The 26,467-nt window shown below is 66.4% G+C and carries 24 protein-coding genes; 17 read left to right on the top strand and 7 right to left on the bottom strand.

Going from position 1 to position 26,467, the window contains the following annotated elements; genetic code table 11:
- Positions 1–958: 958 nt before the first annotated feature.
- Complete coding sequence (locus GFY24_RS03145; protein WP_153803362.1) at positions 959–1,957, top strand: o-succinylbenzoate synthase; 999 nt, start codon at positions 959–961, stop codon at positions 1,955–1,957.
- A gap of 55 nt (positions 1,958–2,012) precedes the next feature.
- Here the strand turns inward: GFY24_RS03145 and GFY24_RS03140 are convergent, their stop codons facing one another.
- The 3 genes from GFY24_RS03140 to GFY24_RS03130 all read right to left on the bottom strand — a co-directional run bounded on the left by GFY24_RS03140 (position 2,013) and on the right by GFY24_RS03130 (position 4,407).
- Entirely contained in the window at positions 2,013–2,861 is an 849-nt protein-coding gene (locus tag GFY24_RS03140; protein WP_153803361.1) for a DUF6745 domain-containing protein, read from the bottom strand.
- Between the two features lie 153 nt (positions 2,862–3,014).
- Complete coding sequence (locus GFY24_RS03135; RefSeq protein WP_153803360.1) at positions 3,015–3,530, bottom strand: TIGR04338 family metallohydrolase; 516 nt, start codon at positions 3,528–3,530, stop codon at positions 3,015–3,017.
- 46 nt (positions 3,531–3,576) lie between these two features.
- Positions 3,577–4,407 (bottom strand): DUF2786 domain-containing protein, encoded by an 831-nt coding sequence (locus GFY24_RS03130; protein ID WP_153803359.1) that lies wholly within the window; start codon positions 4,405–4,407, stop codon positions 3,577–3,579.
- 170 nt (positions 4,408–4,577) lie between these two features.
- Here GFY24_RS03130 and GFY24_RS03125 point away from each other — a divergent pair, with 170 nt between their 5' ends.
- From GFY24_RS03125 to GFY24_RS03100, 6 genes are all read left to right on the top strand, one after another.
- Positions 4,578–5,879 (top strand): ABC transporter substrate-binding protein, encoded by a 1,302-nt coding sequence (locus GFY24_RS03125; protein ID WP_153803358.1) that lies wholly within the window; start codon positions 4,578–4,580, stop codon positions 5,877–5,879.
- A gap of 121 nt (positions 5,880–6,000) precedes the next feature.
- The gene (locus GFY24_RS03120; protein WP_153803553.1) at positions 6,001–6,957 is read left to right on the top strand and encodes a carbohydrate ABC transporter permease; all 957 of its coding nucleotides are present in this window, start codon (positions 6,001–6,003) and stop codon (positions 6,955–6,957) included.
- A complete protein-coding gene (locus GFY24_RS03115) occupies positions 6,957–7,856 on the top strand; it encodes a carbohydrate ABC transporter permease (RefSeq protein ID WP_153803357.1) in 900 nt (299 codons plus the stop codon). Before GFY24_RS03120 ends, GFY24_RS03115 begins: the two co-directional genes overlap by 1 nt.
- 86 nt (positions 7,857–7,942) lie before the next feature.
- Positions 7,943–10,141, top strand: coding sequence for a transglycosylase domain-containing protein (locus GFY24_RS03110; RefSeq protein ID WP_153803356.1), 2,199 nt, complete (start codon positions 7,943–7,945; stop codon positions 10,139–10,141).
- Positions 10,142–10,295: 154 nt separating this feature from the next.
- A complete protein-coding gene (locus tag GFY24_RS03105; RefSeq protein ID WP_309230377.1) occupies positions 10,296–10,751 on the top strand; it encodes a GyrI-like domain-containing protein in 456 nt (151 codons plus the stop codon).
- A gap of 5 nt (positions 10,752–10,756) precedes the next feature.
- Positions 10,757–11,182 (top strand): GyrI-like domain-containing protein, encoded by a 426-nt coding sequence (locus GFY24_RS03100; RefSeq protein WP_309230376.1) that lies wholly within the window; start codon positions 10,757–10,759, stop codon positions 11,180–11,182.
- 186 nt (positions 11,183–11,368) lie between these two features.
- Here the strand turns inward: GFY24_RS03100 and GFY24_RS03095 are convergent, their stop codons facing one another.
- Positions 11,369–12,580, bottom strand: coding sequence for an FAD-dependent monooxygenase (locus GFY24_RS03095; protein WP_153803354.1), 1,212 nt, complete (start codon positions 12,578–12,580; stop codon positions 11,369–11,371).
- 93 nt (positions 12,581–12,673) lie between these two features.
- On the opposite strand from GFY24_RS03095, the gene GFY24_RS03090 reads away from it, so the two are divergent.
- Positions 12,674–13,459 carry a TetR family transcriptional regulator gene (locus tag GFY24_RS03090; protein ID WP_153803353.1) on the top strand — a complete coding sequence of 262 codons (786 nt, stop codon included), beginning with the start codon at positions 12,674–12,676 and terminating at the stop codon, positions 13,457–13,459.
- Positions 13,460–13,544: 85 nt separating this feature from the next.
- Here GFY24_RS03090 and GFY24_RS03085 read toward each other — a convergent pair whose 3' ends face one another.
- Together GFY24_RS03085 and GFY24_RS03080 are read right to left on the bottom strand one after the other, a co-directional pair.
- Entirely contained in the window at positions 13,545–14,630 is a 1,086-nt protein-coding gene (locus GFY24_RS03085; protein WP_153803352.1) for an inositol-3-phosphate synthase, read from the bottom strand.
- Positions 14,623–15,180: a PadR family transcriptional regulator gene (locus tag GFY24_RS03080; protein ID WP_067574917.1), complete on the bottom strand. Its 558-nt coding sequence runs from the start codon at positions 15,178–15,180 to the stop codon at positions 14,623–14,625. The genes GFY24_RS03085 and GFY24_RS03080 overlap by 8 nt, the downstream gene beginning before the upstream one ends.
- 163 nt (positions 15,181–15,343) lie before the next feature.
- Between GFY24_RS03080 and GFY24_RS03075 the strand changes: the two genes are divergently transcribed.
- From GFY24_RS03075 to GFY24_RS03065, 3 genes are all read left to right on the top strand, one after another.
- Positions 15,344–15,757, top strand: coding sequence for a DUF5318 domain-containing protein (locus GFY24_RS03075; RefSeq protein ID WP_084515684.1), 414 nt, complete (start codon positions 15,344–15,346; stop codon positions 15,755–15,757).
- Between the two features lie 750 nt (positions 15,758–16,507).
- The gene (locus tag GFY24_RS03070; RefSeq protein ID WP_228565968.1) at positions 16,508–18,673 is read left to right on the top strand and encodes a transglycosylase domain-containing protein; all 2,166 of its coding nucleotides are present in this window, start codon (positions 16,508–16,510) and stop codon (positions 18,671–18,673) included.
- Positions 18,674–18,766: 93 nt separating this feature from the next.
- Positions 18,767–20,347 carry a glycosyltransferase 87 family protein gene (locus GFY24_RS03065; protein ID WP_309230420.1) on the top strand — a complete coding sequence of 527 codons (1,581 nt, stop codon included), beginning with the start codon at positions 18,767–18,769 and terminating at the stop codon, positions 20,345–20,347.
- Between the two features lie 158 nt (positions 20,348–20,505).
- Here the strand turns inward: GFY24_RS03065 and GFY24_RS03060 are convergent, their stop codons facing one another.
- On the bottom strand, positions 20,506–21,771 hold the full coding sequence (locus tag GFY24_RS03060; protein ID WP_153803350.1) for a TerD family protein: 1,266 nt from the start codon (positions 21,769–21,771) through the stop codon (positions 20,506–20,508).
- A 112-nt stretch (positions 21,772–21,883) separates the two neighbouring features.
- Between GFY24_RS03060 and GFY24_RS03055 the strand changes: the two genes are divergently transcribed.
- The 6 genes from GFY24_RS03055 to dhaL all read left to right on the top strand — a co-directional run bounded on the left by GFY24_RS03055 (position 21,884) and on the right by dhaL (position 26,461).
- On the top strand, positions 21,884–22,507 hold the full coding sequence (locus tag GFY24_RS03055) for an AIM24 family protein (RefSeq protein ID WP_153803349.1): 624 nt from the start codon (positions 21,884–21,886) through the stop codon (positions 22,505–22,507).
- Between the two features lie 10 nt (positions 22,508–22,517).
- Complete coding sequence (locus GFY24_RS03050; RefSeq protein ID WP_153803348.1) at positions 22,518–23,222, top strand: AIM24 family protein; 705 nt, start codon at positions 22,518–22,520, stop codon at positions 23,220–23,222.
- A 7-nt stretch (positions 23,223–23,229) separates the two neighbouring features.
- Positions 23,230–23,991 (top strand): AIM24 family protein, encoded by a 762-nt coding sequence (locus GFY24_RS03045; RefSeq protein ID WP_153803347.1) that lies wholly within the window; start codon positions 23,230–23,232, stop codon positions 23,989–23,991.
- A gap of 80 nt (positions 23,992–24,071) precedes the next feature.
- Positions 24,072–24,800 (top strand): hypothetical protein, encoded by a 729-nt coding sequence (locus GFY24_RS03040; RefSeq protein ID WP_153803346.1) that lies wholly within the window; start codon positions 24,072–24,074, stop codon positions 24,798–24,800.
- 45 nt (positions 24,801–24,845) lie between these two features.
- A complete protein-coding gene (gene dhaK / locus GFY24_RS03035) occupies positions 24,846–25,847 on the top strand; it encodes a dihydroxyacetone kinase subunit DhaK (protein WP_309230375.1) in 1,002 nt (333 codons plus the stop codon).
- Positions 25,847–26,461: a dihydroxyacetone kinase subunit DhaL gene (gene dhaL / locus GFY24_RS03030; protein WP_153803548.1), complete on the top strand. Its 615-nt coding sequence runs from the start codon at positions 25,847–25,849 to the stop codon at positions 26,459–26,461. The genes dhaK and dhaL overlap by 1 nt, the downstream gene beginning before the upstream one ends.
- Positions 26,462–26,467 lie beyond the last annotated feature (6 nt).

Raw genomic sequence — 26,467 nt, 5'->3', positions numbered from 1 at the left:
GGACCACCGGGCGGCTGCACACGCCCGGGATTACGCTGCGATGCGGGATCGCCAGGGCCCCGGACAGGCGCAGGCCCCGGTGGACGCCCCGAACCACCGGTATTCCGTTGCGCCCCAACCTCACCCGGACCCTGCCATGGTCCCGGACCACCGGGGCCGCCCTGCCCACCGGGCTCGGGCGAACCACCAGGTCCACCCGGCCGACCGCCCGGATTCCGCTGTGGCGCCGGACCACCCGGACCGGGTGGCGGCACCGGACCGCCGGGCCCGCGCGGCGGGACACGCCCACCCGGCCCCTGCCCGCCCTGCTGCCACGCCTGCGCCGGATCGCCGGGCGGGCGGGCGGGGCCGGAATGTGGTGGTGCACTGTCCGAACCGGGCCTACGCGGTTCATTGGGTGGGTACATATTTACTGGGCTCCCCCGGTCGATCGTCTACTCCGGCATTCTCGCCGTGTCGCGACCCGGACGCCAGTCCGTTAGCGGCGCGCCACCCGAAACCGGCCGCACCACACCGCACCAGCGTTTGCGTTGAATGCAGATACCGACACCACTCAGGGCCTTCGTAGCAGACTCGGGTGGTTACCTTGGGTCCCAGCGGGGTTCGGATGATGGCCACGATTCTTCGGAGTGGTCACCTCGTCTGCCGTACCCGGCTTTCGCTCCCCCCTCAGGCGCGAATACTCGCGCCCAGCCTGGCCGGGTTGCCGTGGTCACCTTCAGAACCACAACGAAAAGACAAAACACCCCACCCGTCACCGGGACAATCGATCACCGGGAACTGACCGGGGCGACACGCCGGAAATGCCCCCGCTCAGTTCCCGTTGATCACACGTCCAGGTCTTCGAAGGTTCTTGTCTCTTCTCGTCCTGGCGTCTTTGTCTTGTTTGTTCTTGTTTTGGTTCTGAAAGTTCCCACGGCCAGGGCAGTAGAGGCGGTCGTGGGTAGGCTCGGCGGGGATGAGCGATCATGCCTCTCGGGCCTTCAGCGCGGCAGCCGACTTCGATGCCGCGATCGTTTACGCCATTCCCATGCGGACACGCTTTCGTGGGATCACCGTGCGGGAGGGGATGTTGATTCCCGGACCGCGTGGGTGGGGCGAGTTCTGCGCGTTCGCCGAATACGACGATCGGGAAGCGGCGAGCTGGCTGGCCACTGCTGTCGAACAGGCGACGGTGGGGTGGCCCGTACCGGTGCGGGATCGGATACCGGTGAATTGCATTGTGCCGGCGGTGGGTCCCGAGCGGGCGCGGGAGATCGTGGTGGCGTCCGGGTGCCGGACCGCCAAGGTGAAGGTGGCCGACCATCCGGATTCGCTTGCGGAAGATCTGGAGCGGGTGGCCGCTACTCGCGAGGCGCTGGGGCCGGGTGGGGCGGTGCGGATCGATGCCAATGCGGTGTGGGATGTGGAGACGGCCGTCGAGCGAATCAAGCTGATCGACAGGGCCGCAGGGGGATTGGAGTACGTCGAGCAGCCGTGCCGGACCATCGAGGAACTGGCGGCGGTGCGGCGGCGAGTGGATGTACGGATCGCCGCGGATGAATCCATCAGGCGCGCAGAGGATCCGATGCGGGTCGCGGTCGCGGGTGCCGCCGATGTGGCCGTACTGAAGTGCACTCCATTGGGTGGCGTGCGGCGCGCATTACAGGTCGCCGAGGCGGCGGGCCTACCGTGCATCGTGTCGTCGGCACTCGAGACCAGCGTGGGACTGTCAGCCCAGATCGCCTTGGCGGCAGCACTTCCCGAGCTGGACTTCGCCTGCGGACTCGACACGCTATCGCTGTTCACCGGCGACCTGGTCGCCGACTCGCTGCGCCCGGTGGACGGATACCTCGCGGTCCCTGCCACTCCACCGACCCCGGACCCGGAACTGCTGGAGCGCTACCGCCACCCCGACCCGCAGCGGGTCATCTGGTGGCGGCAGCGCTTGGAGCAAGTCGCGGCGCTACTGCCATAGCCGAGCTGCAGGGCACCCCGACGGAACCGTCGACAGCGTGGACGTCAGTCCATGATCAACGCGCTGCGCCGGATTTGCGGGCGGGCGGTTTGTGGGCGGTCGCCTGCGCGAATACCTGTGCGCCATCGGAGAATTCGATCACCGGTCCGTCGGGGCAATGCAATCGCACCTCCCCGTGGACGGCATGCGCCCTGGGTCTGGTGCGCAGGACGGTCGGCCGCTCGGCCATGACGCAGCGTCGCAATCCGGGCCACCACCAGCCAGTACTGCGGGCCAGCGTCACCCATTGATCCAATTGGTGGGCGTCGTCCGGCCGGTATTCGGCGAATCCGGCTGTCCGGCACAGCTGATGGAAGGCGACGGTCCAGGTGTCGTACTGTTCGTATCCGAGGGCCTCCGGACGGCGGTCGCCCGGCCCCAGAAATTCGGCGCGCATCGGGTGATACAGGTTGTCGCGCAAGGATTCCTGCAATGGACGATGCACCATCGAATCGATGATCCGCCGAACCGTTGCACCGGCCGCGAGTAATTCGCGCGGTGTCTTGGTCGCCCATTCCTGTTCGGTTATTCGGGATCGGGTGTTCCAGGATTCGGGCTCGTACCCGGTCAATGCGGTTAATCGTGTCCGCATACTGTATTTCGCACCGGAGAGACGTTGCGGGAAAGGCCAGTTCCGGAATGGGATATTGGTCGGCGGGTATACGAAACCCGGTGGTCCGTTCGGGTCGGACCGTAGCATCGCCACCGCAGCCGTGGGTGAAGGCGCCCAGACGAATTCGGGTGGTAGCGCGCCGACCAGGCGATATAGCTCGGTGACGGCGTACTCGGCGGCGTCTCGATCCGCGGGTTCGGGGGACAGGCCCACCCGCAACCAGTCATCGCGTAATCGGCACGCGTATTCCACGCGCTCGAGCTGTTCTTGCAGAGAATTCCCGCTGGCTCGCTGCCGACGCGGGGAGGCGACCGGGGTCACCGCTTCGAGGCGGTGGCCGCCTTTCCGTTGAAGGAGATCATGAATTCGATAATGGCATCGAAATCCGATCTGCGCAACTGCATTTCAGGAGATGCGTACGCCACACGAGTACATGGTGGTGCGCAGCAACAGTGCGGCTTCCGGGCCGATGATGCCGTCGACGAGTTCGATATAGCGGCCGCAGAATTCGGGTCCGTGTGGCGCGGTGCCCGCGTGATCGGGGTCGAGGTGATGCGCGAGTTCGTGCAGGATCACCAACTCCCTTAGCGCCCAAGCCTTTCCGTGTACGTGCAGCGGCACGGCCAGCACCGCGTCATCGGCTTCGTAGTGCGCCGCCTTCGCTCCTGACCGGGCCCGGACCGTGACCGGTACATCGGCCCGCTTCCATTGGGCGGCAACCCAATTCAAGGCGAGTACGCGATCGACGTAGCTCTGCGTCGACTCCACCGAGGCGAACTTCCGCTCCACCGGCAGGGTCACATGCGAGCCGAGCACCTCCACCGTGCGTGCCCCGAATTCGTCGGCACGCTCGAATACCCCGCGCACCAGCGTTTCCGCGTCGTACACCTGCGACCGCTGCGAATCCCGCAGGCCGGACATCAGCCCACGCTGCCCGGCAGTCGCCCGCGGCCGCTCGCGCCGAACATCACCCCTCGCCTCGGGGTAATTGTCCACGCGGGCCACCCAATTCGGGTGCGGTGCCCAGTCGCGCGGAGCGCCCGGCGCGATCACCGGCGCGGCGGGCAGCGGCGGAGTAGCCCGCCGATGCCTGCGGCCCACGCCAGGTCCCGCGCGCCTCGGAGGTGCTGGAGTAGAAATCCGTCAGCTCCAGCTCCTTGTTGCGCAAAGCCAAAGCCGTTCCGGTGGAGATGGTTTCGGTGCGCACCGCTTCGGCTTCGACCTCGGTCTTGACCTCGGCGAGGCGACGGCCGATGCGCGCGGCGAAGGCCATCTGAAAGTTCAGGCGGGCGGTCACGGCCGCGACAGGGGCCTGGACACGACGTTGGATCGTACGGCCCCAGCGGGTTTCGGCGACGACCTTCTCGGTGGTAGCGCTCTTGTACGCCCCGGACTTGATGTACTGATCCGACGCCCGCACCATCTGCACCAGCAGACTGCCGTACAGCGCCTCACAGGTGTCGATATCGGAGTCGAAACCGTACGCGTAGACCGTGGTCGAGGAGCGCGCCACATCGCAGCGCACATCATTGGCAGCCGCGATCGCCACGAACAACTGCACGTAGGTGCGCAACCCCTTCTTGCCCGGCTCACCGATCGGAATCACCCGCTGGATCGGCGTGGGCCGCCGCTCCCGACTCGCGATATGCGCCCGTGCCACAGTCAGATCCACCGAGGACCGGGTGGCGAGTTTCTGTGCGGCGGCGAGGAAAGCCTCGGCCTCATGCTCGTTGTCGGTCGATTCGGCCTGGCGCAGCAGCCCGCCGATACGCGTGAGTAATTTGTCCTGAGAAGACATCGGCACCCAGCCTAGCTGGGCCGATGATCGTGCGCCCCGGGACCGGGTCCTACCGTGCGGGGGTGCGAAGTCCGAGGTAGTACGGGCACGGGGAACATCCACCATGTATCTTCCTGTGTGCAACCGGCTGAGTGTGCCGCCGCTCACGCCTCGACCCTGGAGTACTCGCGATGGTTTTGAAGAAGGTGTCGTCCCTACGATCGTCGCTCGTCCCGCGGGCCGCGGTGGCTGTCACCTCGGCAGCGTTGCTGACCGCGACATTCGCCGCGGGGTGCTCCAGCGATTCGGGGAGCAACGCCACCTCGCAGAACCTCACCGGGCGTGGGCCGATCACCTACGTCGAGGGCAAGGACACCACCGAAACCGGTGCGGTCAAGCAGCTCGTCGAGCGCTGGAACTCCGCGCACCCGGATGAGAAGGTGACGTTCAAGGAGCAGTCCAACGACGCCTCCCAGCAGTACGACGACCTGAAGCAGCATCTGCAGGCCAAGTCCACCGACTACGACGTGGTCGCGCTCGATGTGCCGTGGACCGCGGAGTTCGCCGCCAAGGGCTGGATCCAGCCGTTGAAGGACTCGTACGCCATCGACACCGCGACGCTGCTGTCGCCGCCGGTCGAATCGGCCCGCTACAACGGCACCCTGTACGCCGTGCCGCGAAACACCAACGGCGGCCTGCTGTTCTACCGCAAGGACCTCGCGCCCGAGCCGCCCAAGACCTGGACCGAACTGCTGGCCCAGTGCCCGAAGGCCAAGGAAGCCGGAATCGGCTGCTACGCCGGTCAATTCGCACCCTACGAGGGTCTGACCGTGAACGCGGCCGAGGTCATCAATGCCTTCGGCGGCAGCTTCGTCGGCGCGGACGGCAAGTCCCCCACCGTGAACAGCGCCCAGGCCCGCCAGGGTCTGCAGACCCTGGTCGACGCGTACAAGAACGGCGATATCCCGAAGGAAGCCATCTCCTTCAAGGAGCCGGAGTCGCAGAACGCGTTCGTCACCGGCAAGCTCATGTTCATGCGCGGCTGGCCGTCGTCCTTCGGCGACGCGGGCTCGGACGCCTCCGCGGTGAAGGACAAGTTCGGTGTCGCCCCGCTGCCCGGCAAGGACGGCGTCGGCGCCTCCACGCTCGGTGGTTACAACGCGGCCATCAGCTCGTACTCCAAGAACAAGGCCACCGCACTGGACTTCCTTCGCTTCCTGATCAGCGAGGACGCCCAGCACATCGTCGCCCAGGGCGCGCTGCCGTCGGTGCGCGCCTCGGTCTACGACGATCCGGCTCTGATCGCCAAGATGCCGTACCTGCCCGCGCTGAAGGAGTCCATCGCCTCCGCCGTGCCGCGTCCGGTCACCCCGTTCTACCCGGCGGTGTCGAAGGCCATCCAGGACAACGCATATGCTGCGCTGACCGGTACGAAGTCCGTCGACGACGCCATTGTCGGAATGCAGAAGGGCATCGAGACCGCCGGTTCGTAGTCCGACGAGTCCGTCCCGTAGGAGAAGAGAAACGGTGTCACGTCCTTCGGGAGCGACCGATGTCGCGACGCCCGACCTGACCAAGTCGCCCAATTCCGATCAGCCGCAACCGGTCTCCCGTATGGGCCGGTTGCGCGCGGGGTTCGCCGAATCCAGGCGTGCCTGGTTGTTCGTCACGCCGGTGCTGCTCGCACTGGCCGTGGTGGTCGGTTATCCGGTGGTCCGCGCGGTGTGGATGTCCTTCCAGAAGGACGCCGGAATCGACAAGGCCACCGGCATGTTCGTCGAGGGCGGCGGCGCCGGCATCGACAATTACAAGCACTGGCTGCTGCAGCAGTGCACCGATTCACTGGGCGCGACCGTCGACTGCCCCACCGGCAATCTCGGTTCCCAGTTCTGGATGGCCATCGGCGTCACCCTGCTGTTCACGGTGGTGACCGTGACCCTGGAGGCCACCATCGGCCTGGGCATGGCCGTCATCATGGGCAAGACGTTCAAGGGCCGCGCCCTGCTGCGCGCCGCCGTGCTCATCCCGTGGGCCATCCCCACCGCCGTCACCGCACGCCTGTGGGAGTTCATGTTCCAGTACGACGGCGTGGTGAACCGGGTCTTCGGCACCCACATTCTGTGGACCGCGGACGCCTGGCCCGCCCGCTTCGCGGTCATCATCGCCGATGTGTGGAAGACCACTCCGTTCATGGCGCTGCTGATTCTCGCCGGCCTGCAGGTCATTCCGGAGGACGTGTACGAGGCGGCCCGGGTCGACGGCGCGTCCGCGTGGCAGCGATTCACCCAGATCACCCTGCCGCTACTGAAACCCGCACTGCTGGTGGCGGTGCTGTTCCGGACCATGGACGCGTTGCGTATGTACGACCTGCCCGCCATCCTGACCCAGTCCAATCCGAACACCCGCACCATCTCCATGCTGGTGGTCGATCAGGTACGGCAGGGCGCGAACAGCGCGTCGGCACTGTCGGTGATCACCTTCTTCCTCATCTTCACGGTGGCGTTCCTGCTGGTGAAGGTCTTGGGGGCCAACGCCGTTCGCACCCAGGAAGAGCAGCGGGAGGCGCACTGATGAGCATCGATACGAGCAAGACACCCGTCGCCGCCGCGAAAGAGCGCGCGCCGCAAGCGGTTCCGTGGACCAAGCGGCTGGCATCCGGCCGCGTCTACCTCGGCGCGCTGATCGTGCTGGTGTGGGGCCTGGGCCCGTTCTACTGGATGGTCGTCACCGCGCTGCGCGATCCGGCCTACACCTTCGACAACACGCCGTGGCCGACACACGTCACCCTCGACAACTTCCGCGACGCCTTCGACACCAGCCGCGGTAACGACTTCGGACGGGCGCTGCTGAACAGCGTCGTCATCGGCGCGGCCACCACCGTGGTCGCACTCGTGCTCGGCGTACTGGCCGCGTATGCCCTGGCGCGCTTGACCTTCCGCGGCAAGTACGTGGTCTCCGGACTCATTCTGAGCGCGTCCATGTTCCCGGTCGTAGTGCTGGTGACCCCGCTGTTCCAGCTCTTCACCGACCTGGGCTGGATCGGGCACTACCAGGCCATGATCATTCCGAACATCTCGTTCGTGCTGCCCATGACCGTGTACATCCTGGCATCGTTCTTCACCGAATTGCCGTGGGAGCTCGAAGAAGCCGCGCGTATCGACGGTGCGTCGCGATTCCAGGCCTTCCGGTTGATCATGCTGCCGCTGGCCGCGCCCGCCGTATTCACCACGGCCATCCTGGCTTTCATCGCCGCGGTGAACGAATACCTGCTGGCGCGACTGCTTTCGAGCGACAAGACCGAACCGGTCACCGTCGCGGTGGCGCGTTTCTCCGGAAACAATCCGCTCGTACAGCCCTATGCCGCCATTATGGCGGCGGGCACCATTGTCACGATTCCGCTGGTGATCATGGTGCTGTTGTTCCAGCGCCGCATCATTTCCGGTCTGACGGCGGGCGGCGTGAAGTCCTGATCCTGACGGTCGGGTCGATTAGCATGGGTCGCGCCGCTCCTGCGGCGCTCTGACGTACACAAGCTTTTTCGACGCTCCGGAAGGAGATGATCGTGAGCTCGTCCCGTAAACGGCGCCGCAGCCAACCGGCGCCGTACGCCACCATGGCGGGGTGGAACGAGCTCGCGGCGACTCCACAGCGCAAGCAACCCGCACCCGGCAAACCGCGCCGGCGCGCGAAACCGGCACCGCCGCCGGACGCCGCGACCCGCCCGCCGCGCTCGCGCAGGCAGCGCGTCCTGCGAGTGGTCGGCGCGCTCTTCGTCATCCTCCTGGTGTTTCCGGCCATGCTGCTCGGACTCGCCTACTGGAGCGCGGAGATTCCCGCTCCGTCCGCGGTACAGGCCGATCAGATCGCCACCATCCTCACCTCGGACGGCAATACGGTGATCGCGAAGGTCGTTCCGCCGAAGGGCAATCGAATTCCGGTGCCCATCGGCGATGTTCCCGAACCGGTGCGCCAGGCGGTGCTCTCTGCCGAGGACCGCAATTTCTACACCAATCCCGGCTACTCGACCACGGCGTTCATCCGCGCCGCCCGCGACAATTTCCTCGGCAGAGAGGATGCGGGCGGCGGCTCCACCATTACCCAGCAGTATGTGAAGAACGCCTTCCTGAGCTCCGAGCGCACCCTGAGCCGCAAAATGCGCGAACTCATCATCGCCGCCAAGATGTCCCGGGAATGGAGTAAGGACGACATTCTCGAGGCATACCTGAACACCATCTATTACGGCCGCGGCGCGTACGGCATCTCCGCCGCCGCCAAAGCCTATTTCGCCAAACCGGCACCGGAACTGACCCCTGCCGAGGGCGCGGTACTGGCCGCGGTCATCCGCACCCCGTCCATCCTCGATCCGGAGACCCATCTGCCGCAGCTGCGCGCCCGCTGGGCGTATGTACTGGACGGCATGGTGGAGATGGGCGCGCTGAACCGAAATGACCGCGCCGCCATCCAATTTCCCGATATCGTCCCCGCCACCGAGGTGGGCGACAGCATTCCGCGCGGCCCCGAGGGACTGATCCGCGCCCAGGTACTGCGCGAACTGCGCGCCTCCGGCATCAGCGAGCAGGAGCTGAATACCGGTGCGCTGCAAATCTTCACGACCATCGACGCGCGCGCCCAGCAGGCCGCGCTCGGCGCGGTCGGCAATGCGATGGGCGGGCAACCAGGCGAACTGCGCACCGCGGTCGTCTCCATCGATCCACGCACCGGTGCGGTGCGCGCCTACTACGGCGGACCCGACGGTATCGGCTTCGACTTCGCCCAGGCCCCACTGCAAACCGGCTCCGCGTTCAAGACCTTCGCGGTGCTGGCCGCGCTGCAACAGGGAATTCCGCTGTCCTACAAGCTGGAGAGCCAGCCGCTGACCGTGAACGGCGAGAAGATCCAGAATGTCGGCGGTGAGTCCTGCGGCACCTGCTCGCTGAGCGAAGCCTTCAAACGCTCACTCAACACCAGCTTCTACCGGCTCACCCAGGCTCTGTTCGAAGGCCCGAAAGCCATTGCGAACGCGGCACATCAGGCCGGTATCCCCGAGCAGATCCCGGGCGTCGCGGGCAAGACACTGACCGAGGAGAACGGGCCGCCGCTGCCGTCCATCGTGCTCGGCACGTATTCGGTGCGGCCCATCGATATGGCTTCGGCGTACGCGACACTCGCGGCCTCGGGGGCGTATCGCGCACCCTATTTCGTGCAGAAGGTGGTGACCGGCGACGGCCGGGTACTGCTGGATCGCGGGGCCGATCCGCAGCGCGGCGAACAGCGCATCCAAACCACCGTCGCCGATACCGTTTCGCAGGCCATGCTGCCGATCGCCGGGTACTCGAACAATCACAATCTCGCCGGGCGGCCCTCCGCGGCCAAGACCGGCACCACTCAACTGGGTGACACCGGGCAGAACAAAGATGCCTGGATGGTCGGCTTCACCCCGTCGCTCTGCACCGCGGTGTGGGTGGGAACCGAACAGTCGCAACCGATTCTGACCGCGCGCGGGGCCGCCATCTACGGTTCCGGGCTGCCGTCCGATATCTGGAAGCAGACCATGGACGGCGCGCTGGACGGCACACCGGTGGAGCAGTTCCCGAATCCGGGCGAACTGCCCGCCGCCCAGCCGGGGGCCGGTAATTACGACATACTCAATCCGGGTCCGAGCGCACCGCAGGCACCGGCGGTCATCGTCCCGCCCGCCCCGCCGCCACGCCAGGTGGAGATCTTCCCCGGCCTCAGCCTCCCGGTTCCGGGATAGTTGATCATGAATCGCGACTACCGAACCCATCCGCCCCCGGCCGCGGATATTGTAGAAACGGCCACCGGTGCCATCGACTCCGGACGTCGGTGGCAGGATGCGGGTTGGGAGCAGGGTGGGGTCGGAGACAGCACGAGACTTAGGGGCGACGCCGGTGGATTTCAATGTTGTTGAACGCCCGGAGACGCTGGTGGCCGGAACGGTGCTACGCAGCCCGGCACTCGCGGTCGAAGGACCGCGCCGCGCGAAGGTCGAGGAAGCCTGGAAACAGAACCTCGCCCGCAGCCTGCCCGGACCACCCGCGACCGCGTATGTCGATCACGCACCCGAGATCGGCTCCTATCTGACCCACATCGTCGGCTACCGCTGCGAAACCCTGGACGATCTGCTGCCCGGTGATGTCATGGCCAGGATCCCGGCCGGCACCTTCGCGATGTTCACGCGCACCGGCGAGAATCTGGGCGACACCATCGCCTCCATCTGGCGCACGGTGTGGGATCTGGAAGCCTCGGGCACGCTGAACCGCGCGTATACCGGGGATTTCGAACGGTATCCGGACTCCCGGACCGTGGAGGTTTTCGTCGCGCTGTATCCCGGCGCGGAGGGGTAGGGGCTGTGGATTTCGAAATCATCACTCTCGATGCGTTCCTCGTCGGCGGGCTGACCATCCCGCTGGCGGGGCGCGAGGTCACCGCACGCGACCTCGACCTGGTCAATTTCACCTGGGACCGCTATCTCGCCCGCGAGAAGAAGGTCGAACGCGTCGCCGCCTACATCGGCCAGAACGACCACGCCGTAGCCGTTCTCGGCTATGAACTCCCCGACCTCGGCCAACTCGACACCGGCGATGTGGTCACCCGCATCCCCACCGGTCGCTACGCCAAATTCGTGGTCTCCGACAAGCCCTACGACCTGCTCCGCACCGCCTGGGCCAAGGTCGCCAAGGCCGAAAACGCCGGAACCATCACCCGATCCCACACCGCCGAGATCGAGCGCTACACCGGCCCGACCTCCGTCGAGGTCTACGTCTCGCTCGACTGACTCGCACCGAGGGAAAAACGAAGGGCTGCCCCGCGATTGGATCGCGGGGCAGCCCCGTTTCGGTGTAGTAGGGTGACGCCCGCACTGGGCCGATGCGCCGTATGTGCTCGACGCGGCAGAGCTCCGCGAGCCGGGTCGCGTTGCCCGCGCCGCTCACAGCCGGGCCGAAGGCCGTGTGTCCGAACCTCACTCGTGACGGGCAGGGGACACGTTTTCGTAGTCCGGGAGCGGCGGGGTCGGGGCGGGTGCCATGATGCGCTCCATTCCGGCCAGGGACTCGAGTAGCGGCAGACGGGTGATCGTATTGCGCACGACCATGCCCAGCCGCGACTTCGGCACCATCAGGCGTAGGTTCGGGCCGATCTGCTGTTTGCGGTCGACCAGTTCCCGGTGTCCGGTCTGGTAGCGGCGGAACGCTGTTTCATGGTCACCCCCGGCCATCGCCAGCTCGCCCGCGAGCCGGTACGCGCCCGTCAGCGACAGCTCCGCCCCGGCCCCCGACACCGGTGACGCGCAGTAGGCGGCATCGCCGACCAGGGCGATCCGGCCGGTCGACCAAGAGTCCATTCGGACCTGGCCGAGAGCGTCGAAGTACAGGTCCGGGTCCGCGAGTGCGCCGGCGAGCAATTCCGGTACGTGCCAATCGGATTCACGACCGAAGGCGGTGGCCAACATGCGCCGGGCGGCGTCCGGATCACGATGATCCCAGTCGAGCCGATCGCTGCGAAACATGAAGTACGCCTTGGCCTGCGGTGAGGTACCGGAGCGATACAACCCGGCCAGCCTGCCCGGCGTATTGAAGACCGTCATCGAGCGGTCGGGTCCGAGCGCCGCATCGGCATTGCCGAAGGCGAAGTAGTGATCCATATGGCGTACGAACCACTCCTCCGGGCCGAAGGCCAGGCGGCGCACCGCCGAGTGCAGCCCCTCCGCGCCGATGACCAGGTCGAACCGGCGCGCCGGAGCATGCTCGAAGGTGACATCCACCCCGTCGGCGGCCTGGGCGAGGGTCTGGATGGAGTCACCGAAGATGCACTCGACCTCGGCGGGCACGGCATCGCGCAGAATATGGACGAGATCCCCGCGCATGATCTCCACCTCGGCGCTGACCTGCTTCTCCTTGATCGCGTCGGTATCGATCCGCGTGATGGTGCGACCATCCCGGTCCACGAATCGCATACCGGTTACATCGGCCGCGTGCTCGCGTACCCGCGGCATGATGCCCATTCGCTCGGCCACGCCGATGGCCTGGTCACGAATATCGACTCCCTGTCCGCCGGTGCGTAATTCGGCCGCCCGCTCGACCACGGTGGGCCGGAACCCATGCCGCGCAAGCCAATACGCCAGGACCTGCCCGGCAATGCCCGCACCTGAAATCAGAATCCGTTCGTTCCGCATGATCTCTTCCCCAAGTCTCAGAAATACTGACCGATGGTCAGTAGCCAGGGTAGGCTCCTGACCATCGGTCAGTCAATGGCTAGAATTCGAGACATGACCGATGACTCGCGGACCCGCATCCTGCGCACCGCGCTGGAGCTTTTCGCCGACCGCGGGTACTACGCCGTCTCGGTGCGGGAGATCGCCGAACAGGTAGGTCTCACCAAAACCGCTGTGCTCTACCACTTCTCGAACAAGAGCGATATCGTCGCCGCCCTGGTGGAGCCGCTGCTCGTCGAGACCGAAGCCGCACTCGCCACCGTGCGTGAGATCGAGGATCCGGATTCCGCGCGCTGGGCCGTGGTCGAAAGCCTGATCGATATCTGGCTGACCCACCGGCAATTACTGCGCATGCATATGCAGGACCAGGCACTGTCGGCGAACCCGGCGACCTTCGCCCGCCTGCGCGATATCGCCCTGTCGGCCCAGCAGTTACTCGCCGGACCCGAACCCGGCCTCGCCGACCGAGTGCGCGCCGCGCAAATCTATGCGGCACTGAGCGATCCAGTGGTCGTGTTTGCCGATCAACCGGTTACGGAGTTGCGCGCCGCGATCATCGAGGGAGCGCAGCGGCTGCTGGATTCGCCCCGGCCGCCGCACTGCCTGGAATTCCCTCGGCCCCAGCGTAATTCGACAGCGGACAGCGCGGGCAGCACCACCCCGGCCCGCCGCGTCTCTCGTGGACGACCGGCCACAGTAACGGCCGAGTTGATGGAATCCGCACGCCGCCTGCGCGATTCGGACGGCCGCAGTATCAATGAGATCGCCGCCGAGCTGGGGATTTCCCGCGCCACGCTGTACCGCCACCTCAATGCTCCGAAGACAGGCGACCACCCCTGATCCGCTCCGGAAACGGCAAAGCCCGGTCGAGCCATCGGCTCGACCGGGCTTCCCTCACCCGGTACCGAGTTGCCTCGGAAGGTTCTTACTCAGCGCCGATGATGAACGCTTCCAGCTGGTCGCGGGCGATGTCGTCGGCCAGCTGCTTCGGCGGCGACTTCATCAGGTACGCGGAGGCCGGGATGACCGGGCCGCCGATGCCGCGATCGAGGGCGATCTTGGCGGCGCGGACGGCGTCGATGATGATGCCGGCCGAGTTCGGGGAGTCCCACACCTCGAGCTTGTACTCCAGGTTCAGCGGCACATCGCCGAAGGCGCGACCCTCGAGGCGTACGTACGCCCACTTGCGGTCGTCCAGCCAGCCGACGTGATCGGACGGGCCGATGTGCACATTGCCCTCGCCCAGATCCTTCTTCAGGTTGCTGGTGACGGCCTGGGTCTTGGAGATCTTCTTGGACTCGAGACGCTCGCGCTCGAGCATGTTCTTGAAGTCCATATTGCCGCCGACGTTCAGCTGCATGGTGCGGTCCAGCTGCACACCGCGGTCTTCGAACAGCTTGGCCATGACGCGGTGTGTAATGGTCGCGCCGACCTGGGACTTGATGTCGTCGCCGACGATCGGGATGCCCGCGTCGACGAACTTCTGCGCCCACACCGGATCGGAGGCGATGAAGACGGGCAGCGCGTTGACGAAGGCCGCACCCGCGTCGATGGCGCACTGCGCGTAGAACTTGTCGGCCTCTTCAGAACCGACCGGAAGGTAGGAGACGAGGACGTCGACCTTGGCGTCCTTCAGCGCCTTGACCACGTCGACCGGCTCGGCGTCCGACAGCTCGATGGTCTCGGCGTAGTACTTGCCGATGCCGTCCAGGGTCGGTCCGCGCAGCACGGGCACATCGGCCGGCGGCACATCGGAGATCTTGATGGTGTTGTTCTCGCTGGCGAAGATCGCGTCCGAGAGATCGAAGCCGACCTTCTTGGCGTCGACGTCGAAGGCGGCGACGAACTTCACATCGCGTACATGGTAGGGGCCGAACTTGACGTGCATGAGGCCGGGAACGGTCGCGGTTTCGTCCGCGTCCTTGTAGTACTGCACACCCTGGACCAGGGAAGAAGCACAGTTACCCACACCTATGATGGCCACCCGAACTTCGGTGTTGCTCTCACTCATGGCCGCTATTTCCCTCTTTCTGTGGTGCCGCCTTCGTCGATTGCTCCGCAGCAATCAACTCGTTGAGCCAGCGCACTTCGCGCTCGCTTGATTCGAGACCCAGTTGATGGAGCTGCCGGGTGTAGCGATCCAGTTGCCCGCTGGCTCGTTTGATCGCCTCCCGCAGTCCTTCTCGGCGCTCCTCGACCTGCCTCCGCCGCCCCTCCAAGATCCGCATCCGCGCCTCCGCGGGGGTGCGACTGAAGAAGGCCAGATGAACGCCGAAGCCGTCGTCGGTGTAGTTCTGCGGTCCCGTATCGGCCAGGAGCTCGGCGAAGCGCTCCCGGCCGGTGTCAGTCAGCTGGTACACGCGCCGCGCACGGCGTGTGGTCAACCCCGGTGGAATCTCTTCCGCGATAAGGCCATCGGACTGCATGCGCCGCAGGGTCGGATAGAGCGACCCGTAGGAGAAGGCCCGGAACGGGCCGAGCAGTCCGGTCAACCGCTTGCGCAGTTCATAGCCGTGCATCGGAGATTCGAGGAGCAGCCCGAGGATTGCCAGTTCGAGCATCGGGCCTCACCCCCTCCTGACTGTTATTTGCAGATCTAACCGATGGATGCAGTTCCAAACTATATCGCGCCGATATATTTCGCGCGCATGTACCGCCTGACGGAACCCTGAGAGTCCATCTGGGGCGTGCGGGCGGAGTGCCCCCGCAAGTACTCTGGGTCGCGTGCGAATACAGCGGCAGGTAGTGGACTATGCGCTTCGGCGCCGGTCGCTGCTGGCCGACGTCTACGCGGGCCGCGTGGATGTCTCGTCGGTGTGCGATGCGAATCCGTACCTGTTGCGTGCGGCGAAATTCCATGGGCGGGGGAGCGAGGTCACATGCCCCATCTGCCGGAAGGAACAGCTGACTCTCGTATCGTGGGTCTACGGTGACGGGCTGGGACCGGCCTCCGGGTCCGCGCGCACCCCGGAAGAACTGATCCGGCTGGCCGAGACGCGCGAGGAGTTCTCGGTACACGTGGTCGAGGTGTGCCGGACCTGCAGTTGGAACCACCTGGTGCAGTCGTATGTGGCAGGCCAGGCCCCGGCCCCGACCGGGCGCCGCCGAACCGGCACCCGCCGCCGCGCGGCCGAGTGAAGGGCCACGTCGTCTGCTGATTCGCGGGCACACCCGTGCCCGCCGCGGCTTATCGCCGCATGAGCTCGCCCCGCCTCCCCAGGCCAGGACCGTAAGCATCGAGAGTTATTGGAGAGCCAGGCTGTGACATCGCCCTATGACGACGGACCGCACGGCGGCCGCCCCCAGCGTGGCGGTTCGCAACCCGGCCCCGGCGGCTACCCGCCGCCGCGACCGCAGAGTCCGCCGCCGGGAGCACGGCAGCCCGGTCCGGGGCAGCCGGGTCGTCCCGCACAGGGCGGCATGCCGCCGCGTGGACCGCAGGGCCAGCCGATGCGCGCACCCGTGCCACCGCCGGGACAGCAGGCGCGCCGTCCGGTGCCGCCGCCGCAGGGCCGCGCCACTCCGGATGCGACACGCAAGCTGCCCGCACCCGATGCCACCCAGAAGATGAACACCGGCGGCCGGCAGGCCGTGCCCGCGCATCTGCAGCGGGCCGCGACTTCCGATCGCGCCGAACGGGTTTCCGATCGCAATCCGCGGGTGCAGGCCCGCGCGGGGGCCGGCACCGCCGAGCGGACGCGCGGCGATGACCGCACCCGTCCGCCGACGGGCGCGAATCCCGCGGTCTCGCGCCGTCCCCAGGGTGGTGGTCCGGGCGGTCCGCCGCCGCGGCGCCCCGGCGGGGAAGGGCCCGGTGGCGGTGGCGGTAGTCGCAGGCCGAAGAAGAAGTCGCCGTGGAAGATTGTGCGCCGGGTCGCCTACGTGATCATGGCTTTGCTCATCGTCGCGCCCAGCACCATGTTCCTGGTCGCCTACTCCACCGTGGATGTACCCAAAGCCGGTGACCTGAAAACCAATCAGGTGGCCACCATGTTCATGGCCGACGGCACCTCGGTGCTGTCCAAAGTCGTTCCGCCGGAAGGCAACCGGACCGATGTGAGCATCGACCAGATCCCGCCGCACCTGCGCAACGCCGTGATCGCGGCCGAGGATCGCGATTTCTACACCAATCCGGGCTTCTCCATCTCCGGCTTCGTGCGCGCCGCGCGTGACAATGTCATGGGCAAGGCCAGCGCCGGTGGTGGTTCCACGATCACCCAGCAGTATGTGAAGAACGCGATGGTCGGTGACGAGCGTTCGCTCAGCCGCAAGCTGCACGAGCTGGTGATCTCGGCCAAGATGGCGCGGCAGTGGTCCAAGGACGACATTCTCACCGCGTACCTGAACACCATCTACTTCGGTCGTGGCGCGTACGGCATCGACGCGGCGTCCAAGGCGTACTTCGGTAAGAAGGTCTCGGAGCTGGATCCGGCCGAGGGCGCGGTGCTGGCGGCGACCATTCAGCAGCCGTCGAATCTGGACCCGGAGAAGAATCCCAAGGGCGCGCAGACGCGCTGGAACTATGTGCTGGACGGCATGGTCTCCGGTGGTCATCTGGCGCAGGCCGATCGGGCTGCCATGCAGTACCCGGCGGTGATTCCGGCGGCGCAGGCGGCCGGTGACAAGACCATGGACGGCGGCCCCGAGGGCCTGATCAAGACCCAGGTGCTCAAGGAGCTCGAGGCCGCCGGTATCAGCGAGCACGAGCTGAATACCGAAGGGCTGCAGATCACCACGACCATCGACGCGAAGGCGCAGCAGGCGGCCGTCGATTCGGTGAACAAGACCATGGATGGTGAGCCGGAGATTCTGCGCACCGCGGTGGTGTCGGTGGATCCCAAGACCGGTGCGGTGCGCGCGTACTACGGCGGCACCGACGGTCAGGGCTACGACTTCGCCAATGCCGGTCTGCCGCCGGGCTCTTCGTTCAAGGTGTTCGGTCTGGCCGAGAACCTGGAGATGGGCAAGCCGCTCTCGACGCTGTACGACTCCTCGCCGGTGACGGTGAACGGCATCAAGATCACCAACGTCGAGGGCGAGCAGTGCGGTATGTGCACCATCGCCGAGGCACTCAAGCGCTCATTGAACACCAGCTTCTACCGCATGATGCTGGATATGCCGGGCAACGGCCCGCAGAAGATCGCCGATATGGCGCATAAGCTCGGCATCCCGGAGAACATTCCGGGCGTGGGTAAATCGCTGACCGAAGCCGATGGCAACGGCCCCAATAACGGTGTCGTGCTGGGCCAGTACCAGGTGCGGCCGCTCGATATGGCCTCCGCGTACGCCACTTTGGCGGCCTCGGGCATGTACCGCGCACCGCATTTCGTGCAGAAGGTGGTCACCTCGGACGGCACCATCCTGCTCGATCGTGGCGAAACCGCCGGCGAGCAGCGGATTTCGGCGGCCGTGGCGGACAATGTCACCGATGCTATGAAGCCCATCGCGCAGTGGTCGCGTAATCACAATCTGGCGGGCGGTCGCGATTCGGCCACCAAGACCGGTACCAACCAGCTCGGCGATACCGGCGAGAACCGCGACTCCTGGATGGTCGGCTTCACCCCCGAGCTGTCCACCGCGGTCTGGATGGGCACCGAGCAGGGCGTGAAACTGCGAAATGCCAACGGCGGCATGATCTACGGCTCCGGCCTGCCCGCCGATATCTGGAAGGGCACCATGGACGGTGCGCTCAAGGGCGTACCGAACGGCAAGTTCCCCAAGCCGGGCACCATCGGCGGTCAGGCGGGTGTGCCGTCCTGGTCGGCGCCGTATACCGCGCCCTCGACCACCGACGCGCCCGTGCTGCCGCCGGTGATCACCCAGAGTCAGGTCGAAATCCTGCCCGGTATCACGATTCCGGTGCCGGGGCTGGCGCCGAATCCGCAGAACCAGCAGCGGGCGCAACCGCAGCCCTCACAGGATCCCGGTACGGGTCCGATGTCCGGGCAGCCCGTCGCTCCGGCGGATGGTTCGACAGTGACCACCGCGCCCAATCCGGGTGGGGGCAACGGCAACGGGAACGGCAATGGGAACGGGGCTCCACGCAGTCGGTAGCCTCGAAACGTGATCGAGCAGGAAGTGACCCATCGGTCGACCACCCTCGGTGAGTCGGCCGGTGGCGCACCGGAACCCGGCCCGTCCGCCCCTGTGCGGTATGTCTCCCCCGCACCGCTGGCAGTCGACCTCCGGTCGGTCGACGACCGCGACAAGCCCAGTCGCACCGATACGCTCACCGCCCAACTGTGCGATCTGATCGGCGGTCCGGTCGGCGATCACGCGCTCATCGGGCGGGTCCGATTCTGGACGCCCATGCGGGTGCTCATGGCGTTCGCGGTGCTCTTCCTGGCGCTCAGCTGGTTCGGCAAGGCGGGCTGTATTCAGCAGGCCCCCGACGGCGAGGGCGGGCTGGGTCTGGATTGGAACAATGGCCGCCAGTACGTGGCCATGTGCTACTCCGATACCGTGCCGCTGTACGGCGCGGAGCATCTGAACGAGGGCGCGTTCCCGTACAAGAAGCAGTGGACCGACTTCGGCTCGGACGGTAAACCGCAGACTCGGTATATGGAGTATCCGGTGTTGTCCGGGCTCTACCAGTACGGTGCCATGGTAATCGCCAAGGCGTGGAAGCAATCTCATCTGCCCGGCGCGCTGGAAGTGGTCGTCTACTTCAATGTGGTGGCGGTGGGGCTGGCGCTGGCTTGGCTGGTAACCCTATGGGCCTCAGCGCAATTGGCTGGACGGCGGGTGTGGGATGCCGCGCTGATCGCCCTCTCGCCGCTGGTGCTGGTGCACGCTTTCACCAATTTCGACACGCTCGCAACGGCTTTCGCGGCCGGTGGGATGCTGGCCTGGGCGCGTAGACGGCCGGTGCTGGCGGGCATCCTGCTCGGCTTGGGTGGGGCGGCGAAGCTGTATCCGCTATTGCTGCTCGGGCCGATCCTGGTGCTGTGCCTGCGCGCGGAGCGACTGCACGAGGACGAATCCCGCTGGGGCGGAATGCGTCCGCTACGTGCGGCCGGTGCGACGGCCGCCGGCGCCGCCATCACCTGGCTGGCGGTGAACGCGCCGATCGCGGTGCTCTACGGCAAGGGTTGGCGAGAGTTCTTCCGGCTCAATACCGAACGTCACGCCGACCCGGATTCGATCTACAACGTCTTCACCTCGTTCACCGGTTGGAAGGGGTTCGACGGTGTCCTGCAGTCCACCGATACGCCCACGATCCTGAACCTGATGTCCCTGCTGCTGTTCAGCGCCGCCTGCGCGGGTATCGGCTGGATCGGGCTGACGGCCGCGCGCCGGCCACGCCTGGCGCAGCTGGCCTTCCTGGTGGTGGCGGCGTTCCTGCTCACCAATAAGGTGTGGAGCCCGCAGTATTCGCTGTGGCTGGTGCCGCTGGCCGCGCTGGCGCTGCCGCAGCGCCGAATCCTGTTGGCGTGGATGACAATCGACGCCCTGGTCTGGGTGCCGCGAATGTACTACTACCTCGGCACCGACAAGAAGGGCGTCCCCGAACAGTGGTTCACCGGCACGGTGGCGCTGCGGGATATCACGGTGATCATCCTGTGCGCCTTGGTGATTCGCCAGATCTACCGCCCGGCCGAGGACCCGGTGCGCCGCGACGGTGTGGACGATCCGAGCGGCGGGCCGCTCGATCGCGCTCCCGACCCGGAGTACCCGTGGCTCCCGCCGCTGCTGCGGCCGCGCGCCACCGCCGCCATGAACCACTGAGCCTCGGGCCGACGAGGTCGTAGCTCGCCCCGCCCCGTCATTCCGGCGCGCTTTTGGCCGGAATCCACCGAAACATGTTGCGGTGCCGCAGGTGTGGATCCCGGCCAAAAGCATGCCGGGATGACGGGAGGTACCTCCGATGACGGGGTGACACGTGCCTAGTGCAGGAAGCGCCCCAGTTGGGGAACGGCCTCGCCCGGGTGCTTGGCCTGGATGCCCTCGCCCAGCGCCTCCAGTTTCCAGTCCTGGGTATTGCCGGTGCGGTACACCTTGGCCATCGCCATACCGGTGAACGGCATACCGCCCGCCAGGGTGTAGCGCGCGAGTTCGGCATTGTTGGTGCCGTCGACCAAGCGGGAGAACGCGTTCGCCACCTGTTCGAAGGTGTGCCCCTTGTACGAGGTGACGATGAACAGCAGCGTGGTGACGTGCGTGGGGATGCGGGTGAGGTCGACCACGATCACCTCGTCGTCGCCTTCGCCCTCACCGGTGAGGTTGTCACCCAGATGGCGAACCGAACCGTCCTTGGAGGCGAGGCTGCCGTAGTAGACGACATCGACGGGGCTCATATCGGCGAACAGCACCACCGAGGCGTCCAGATCGATATCGGGGGCGCGGTTTCCGAACATGCCGCCGCGCTTGACCGGATCCCAGCCCAGGCCCATCTTCACGTAGCTGAGCGCGCCGCCACCCTCCTTGCGGAGGTTGATGCGCTGGCCTTTGACCAGGCTCACCGAATGGTTCTTGGGCAGGTCGCGATCCGCGCTCGGATCGGGCACGAGTGCGGGCGCCACCGCCGCGCCCTGCGGCGGATAGTCCGGTGCCGCAGGCGGATAGCCCGGTGCGGGCGGCGGGTAGTCCGCGGCCGGCGGGGCATAGCCACCGGCGGGCGCGGCCTGCTCGACGGGCCGGGACTGCGCCTGATTCACCTGTACGCCGTGGTCGGTGACCAGTGCGGCGAATCCGCCCGCATACCCCTGCCCGACCGCGCGTACCTTCCAACCGCCCTGCCGCCGATACACTTCCAGCGCGATGACGATGGATTCGGTGTCAAGGCCCTCGATCCGGTACTCGTACAGCGGATTTCCGCCGAGGTCGGTGACGACCGCGACGGGTGCGGATATCCGCCCGAAGTTGTTGCCCGCCTCGTCCAGGGTGACGACCGCGCGAATCTGCTGGATCCCGGCGGGCACCGCGCCCAGCGAGATCACCAGGGACGCGGGCTGCCCGGACGCACCGGGCTGCAGATTCACTCCCGGTCCGCTGGGTTGATTGAAGAACACGAAGTCGGCGTCCGTTCGGACCTTGCCGTGCTCGGTGACCAGGAGTGCGGACAGATCCGCGGGGGCGGCGATCTGCACGCTGATCACCACATCGTTCACATTCAAAGAGCCGTTCTGGCCCTTCACCAATGCTGCGGACAAGGTCGACCCTTCGCTTGTCGGTGCTTTGGCTGCCACTCTACGAGAAAGAGACCGGCGCGGGCGGCGACCTGATCAGTTAGGGTTGCGCCACCGTTTCTAGTATGGGGAATCGATGGCACAGCTGTTCGAGAAGTCCAAAAAGGTGATCGAGGCACATCTTTCGGGGACCGGTATCCGCGCGATCGCGGGTTCGATGGTCGCCTATGAAGGCAATGTGCAGTTCAAGAGCGCCGGCTTCGGCGGCGGCGACGGTGTTCTCGCGGGTTTGAAGCGCCGCGCCACCGGTGAATCGCTCTCCCTCATGGAGTGCTCGGGTCAGGGCCGGGTGTTCTTCGCGGTGAACGGCCAGAACGTGACCGTGGTGGATTTGAACAATGACACCCTGCAGGTGGAGTCGCAGCAGCTGCTGGCCTTCGCCGGAAATCTGCGCACCGATGTGACTTTCGCGGGCGTGCGTGGCGCGACCACCGGCGCGGGTCTGTTCACCACCAAGGTGTCCGGTCAGGGTCAGGTGGCGTTGCTGTCCGCGGGTGGGCCGCTGATTCATCTGGAGGTGTCGCCGCAGTATCCGCTCGTGGTGGATCCGGATGCGTTCGTGGCGGCGCGCGGCAATCTGCAGCAGTCTTTCGTCACCGATGTGTCGTGGCGCGATGTGATGGGTCAGGGTGGCGGGGAGGCGTTCTCGTTGCGCTGGGACGGGCAGGGCGTGGTGTTGATCCAGCCCGCCGAACGGTAGGGGACGGCGAATGTTCGAGCAGATCAACGCAAAAGTCGTGAAGGTGAATCTCGCCCAGGCGGGCGGGGTGGTGGCGCGCACGGGCGCGATGCTGTTCTACACCGGTGATGTGTCGTTCTCCCCGCATCAGGTGCCGGGCGCGGGTGCGATGGGCGGTATGGCCGGGCTCGCCGGTATGGCCGGTCGCATGATGGCGGGTGAGCACGAGCGCACCATGATGGCGCAGGGCAATGGCGAAGTACATTACGGTTTCGCGGGTTTGGAGACCCATGTGGTGCAGCTGCAGCCGGGCGCGGTGCTGCGGGTGGAGGCGTCGCGGCTGCTTGCCAATACCGCCGGATTGCAGAGTTCGGTTGTGTCGGTGATGAGTTCGGGTGGCGGGCAGGGTGGGCGCGGCGGCGGCATCATGGGCGCGCTGCGGGGTGCCGCGTCCGGAGTGCTCACCGGCGCGGGCATGTTCACCACACAGCTGTCCGGGCAGGGCAGTGCCGTACTACTCGGGCACGGCGGCTTTTTCGAGCTACCGGTCGGCGGGCAGTACCCCGTCGTGGTCGACCCGCAGGCTTTCGTAGCGACCTACGGGAATGTGCAGACGGAATTGAAAACCGCGTTGAGCTGGCGGGACGCGGTCGGCCGTGGATCCGGTGAGGCCATGCAACTGCACTGCGCCGGCCAGGGCGTCGTCTACGTGCAAGCCTCCGAACAGAAGCTGTGAGACTGCCATGAGCACCCTTCTCAATCCGATGAATCTTGTTGAAAGCGATAATCTTCCGGGCAACGATTATGCCTACAGCATTGATCTGCGCCAACCGTGGTTCATGCGCCGGGGCGCGATGATCGCGTACTACGGGCAAATGGAGTTCCGGGCACTGACTCACGGTCTGCAGGGCGGGCTGCTGCACATGGTGTCGCAACAGTTTTCAGCTCCATTATTCACCGGTGACTACGTGATTGCCGAAGGTCACGGGAAATTGATCATCGGCGATCGTGGATACAACATCAACTCCTATGACCTCGACGAGGGCAATCTCACCATCCGTGCCGCGAATTTGCTGGCATTCGAGCCGGGACTGTCACTGAATCAGTCGATCGTGCCCGGGTTTCTCACGCTCATCGGCACGGGCCGATTCCTGGCGTCCTCCAACGGTCCGGTCATGTTCGCCGAACCGCCGCTGCGGGTGGACCCGGAGGCGCTGGTCGGCTGGGCCGACTGCCCCTCCCCCAGCCATCATTACGACCAGCGCTGGGTTTCGAGTTTCCTGGCGGCCGGTGCGGCGCGATTCGGCGTGAACTCCGGTGAGGAACGGCAATTCGACTTCACCGGCACGGGCACGGTGCTCATTCAGTCCAGTGAGAAGATCCTCGACGACGCACACCTGGTGCGCGCCATCGAAGGACAATTGCAGAGCGGAATGACCCCGGGCGGGCTGCAACAAATCCAGGCCGTGGTCATGCAACAGCTGGGCGCGCAGCAGACGCACTGAGTGCCCACACTGAACAGGGCACGCCAGAGGTTTGCTGCCATTGCAACGCGGCGCCGCGCACCCGTGGCAGGATCGGTCGGGTGAGCGACGGTGAGGTAGAACCCGCGGAAGCGCACGACCAGTATTTGCGTGCCTTCCGGCATCCCGCCGTGTCCCGGTCGCAGCTCGAGGACCTCCTCGACGCCGTGAACGGCTTCCTGGACACCATTACTCCGGGCGAGGGTGAGTTCGTGCCGCAGGGCGGCTGGGCGCCGGAATCCACCGCCATGGCGTTCCAGATCGGGCGTGCCGTCGAACAGGTGCTCACCGAACGCGAGAACGCCGAACAGGAGTTGGTGCACCGCCGCGATATTCGTGATCGCCTGGTCGTGGCCCTGGACGCGGTGCTGGACTGCCTCCGTACCCTGCCCGATCTCGCCGAGGCCGAGATCGCGCTCGGCACAACGGCTGTCAATGAGGGATTCCAGGTGTTCGACGACGGCTCGGTGCGGACCACCGTCTCGCAGGAGATCGGCGCGGATCTGGGTGCGCTGGAGGCGAGACGGGTCGAACTCGACGAACAGATGACCGCCGCCGTCGCCGCCCGCAGCGGATTGATCGACGACACCACCGATCTCGTGCGCGACCGGCTCGGCGTGGCCGAGGTCGGTATCCCGTGGGTGATCCTGGAGGCCACCAAGGGCGGGCTGGATGTCTCCGAGCCCTTCGAATTCGCCGCCCACCACCTGCCCGACTCCGAATTACGGGATCTCATGGTGCAGTTGGTCACCGATATCGAATTGGCGCGCACGCTGGAAGACGACGCGTAACGTCGGGTCGAGAGCTCCGAAACTGCCTTCCGAGGAGATGATTCGGTGAAGAAGCTGATCAATGATCCGGCGGATGTGGTCGACGCGGCATTGGCGGGTATGGCCGCCGCGCACCCCGATTTGCGGGTGGATGCCAAGCACCGGGTGGTCGTTCGGGGCGACGCGCCCGTACCCGGCAAAGTGGGTCTGGTCTCCGGTGGCGGCTCCGGGCACGAACCCCTGCACGCCGGATTCGTCGGCCACGGCATGCTCGACGCCGCCTGTGCCGGAGAGATCTTCACCTCCCCCGTGCCGGACCAGATCCTGGCCGCCACCAGTGCCGTCGACGCCGGGGCGGGTGTGCTGCACATCGTGAAGAACTACACCGGCGATGTCATGAACTTCGACATGGCGGCCGAACTCGCCGCCGCGGAGACCGGGACGCAGATCCGCTCCGTCGTGGTGAACGACGATATCGCCGTGCGGGACAGCCTGTACACCGCCGGGCGGCGGGGCGTGGGAGCCACCGTGATTCTGGAGAAGATGGCCGGGGCCGCCGCCGAATCCGGCCGTCCACTCGCCGCGGTCGCGGGCATCGCCACCCGCGTGAGCGTCGAATCACGCAGTATCGGAATGGCTTTGACCTCCGGCACCGTCCCCGCCGTCGGCCACCCCACCTTCGAACTCGGTGACGACGAGATGGAGATCGGCATAGGCATCCACGGCGAACCCGGCCGCCGCCGCGTACCCCTGGCCCCCGCCCGCGAGATCGCCGCCATGCTCGTCGAACCGATCCTCACCGACCTGCCCTTCACCCGGGGCGATCGCGTGCTCTGCTTCCTGAACGGGATGGGCGGGACACCGCTGATCGAGCTGTACCTCATGTTCGACGAGGTAGCGCGACTGTTGCGCGGGCACGGCGTGGAAATCGAACGCTCCCTGGTGGGTTCGTACATCACCTCACTCGATATGGCGGGTTGCTCGGTGACCCTGACCCGCCTGGACGAGGAGCTCACCGCGCTGTGGGACGCACCCGTCCGGACTCCCGCCCTGCGGTGGGGCATGTGATGACGGTCGACGCGGCGGCCTGGATACGAGACTTCGCGGCGCTGATCGATACGCACGCCGACGAACTGACCGCCCTCGACGCGGCGATCGGCGATGCCGACCACGGCACCAATATGCGACGCGGAATGGCCGCAGCGGTCGCGGCACTGGATGATTCGGCCCCGGACAGTCCGGCCGAGGTGTACAAGCAGACCGCCATGGTGCTGATCCGCACCATCGGTGGTGCGAGCGGTCCGCTGTACGGCACCTTCTTCCTGCGCTTCGGCGCCGCAATCGACAGCGGTTCGGGCACAGTCGATTTCGCGCGCGCATTCCGTGCCGGGCTGGAGGGTGTGATCGCACGCGGTAAAGCCGAGCCCGGCGACAAGACGATGGTCGATGCCTTGATCCCCGCTGCCGAAGCACTCGACAAACAGGTAGCCGCAGGCAGTTCCGAGACCGAGGCATTCGAGGCGGCGTCGCTGGCCGCAGAATCCGGCCGAGACGCGACCACTCCCCTCATCGCACGCAAGGGCCGAGCCTCCTACTTGGGCGAACGCAGTGCGGGACACCAGGATCCCGGCGCGACCAGCGCCGCCCTCCTGGTCCGCGCCGCCCGGCAGGCCCTGCGATGATCGGCC

The organism is Nocardia sp. SYP-A9097 (genome assembly GCF_009649815.1).
Lineage (GTDB): Bacteria > Actinomycetota > Actinomycetes > Mycobacteriales > Mycobacteriaceae > Nocardia.
Note: the sequence above shows the minus strand (reverse complement) of the source record. Positions and strands in the feature narration are given on the sequence as shown.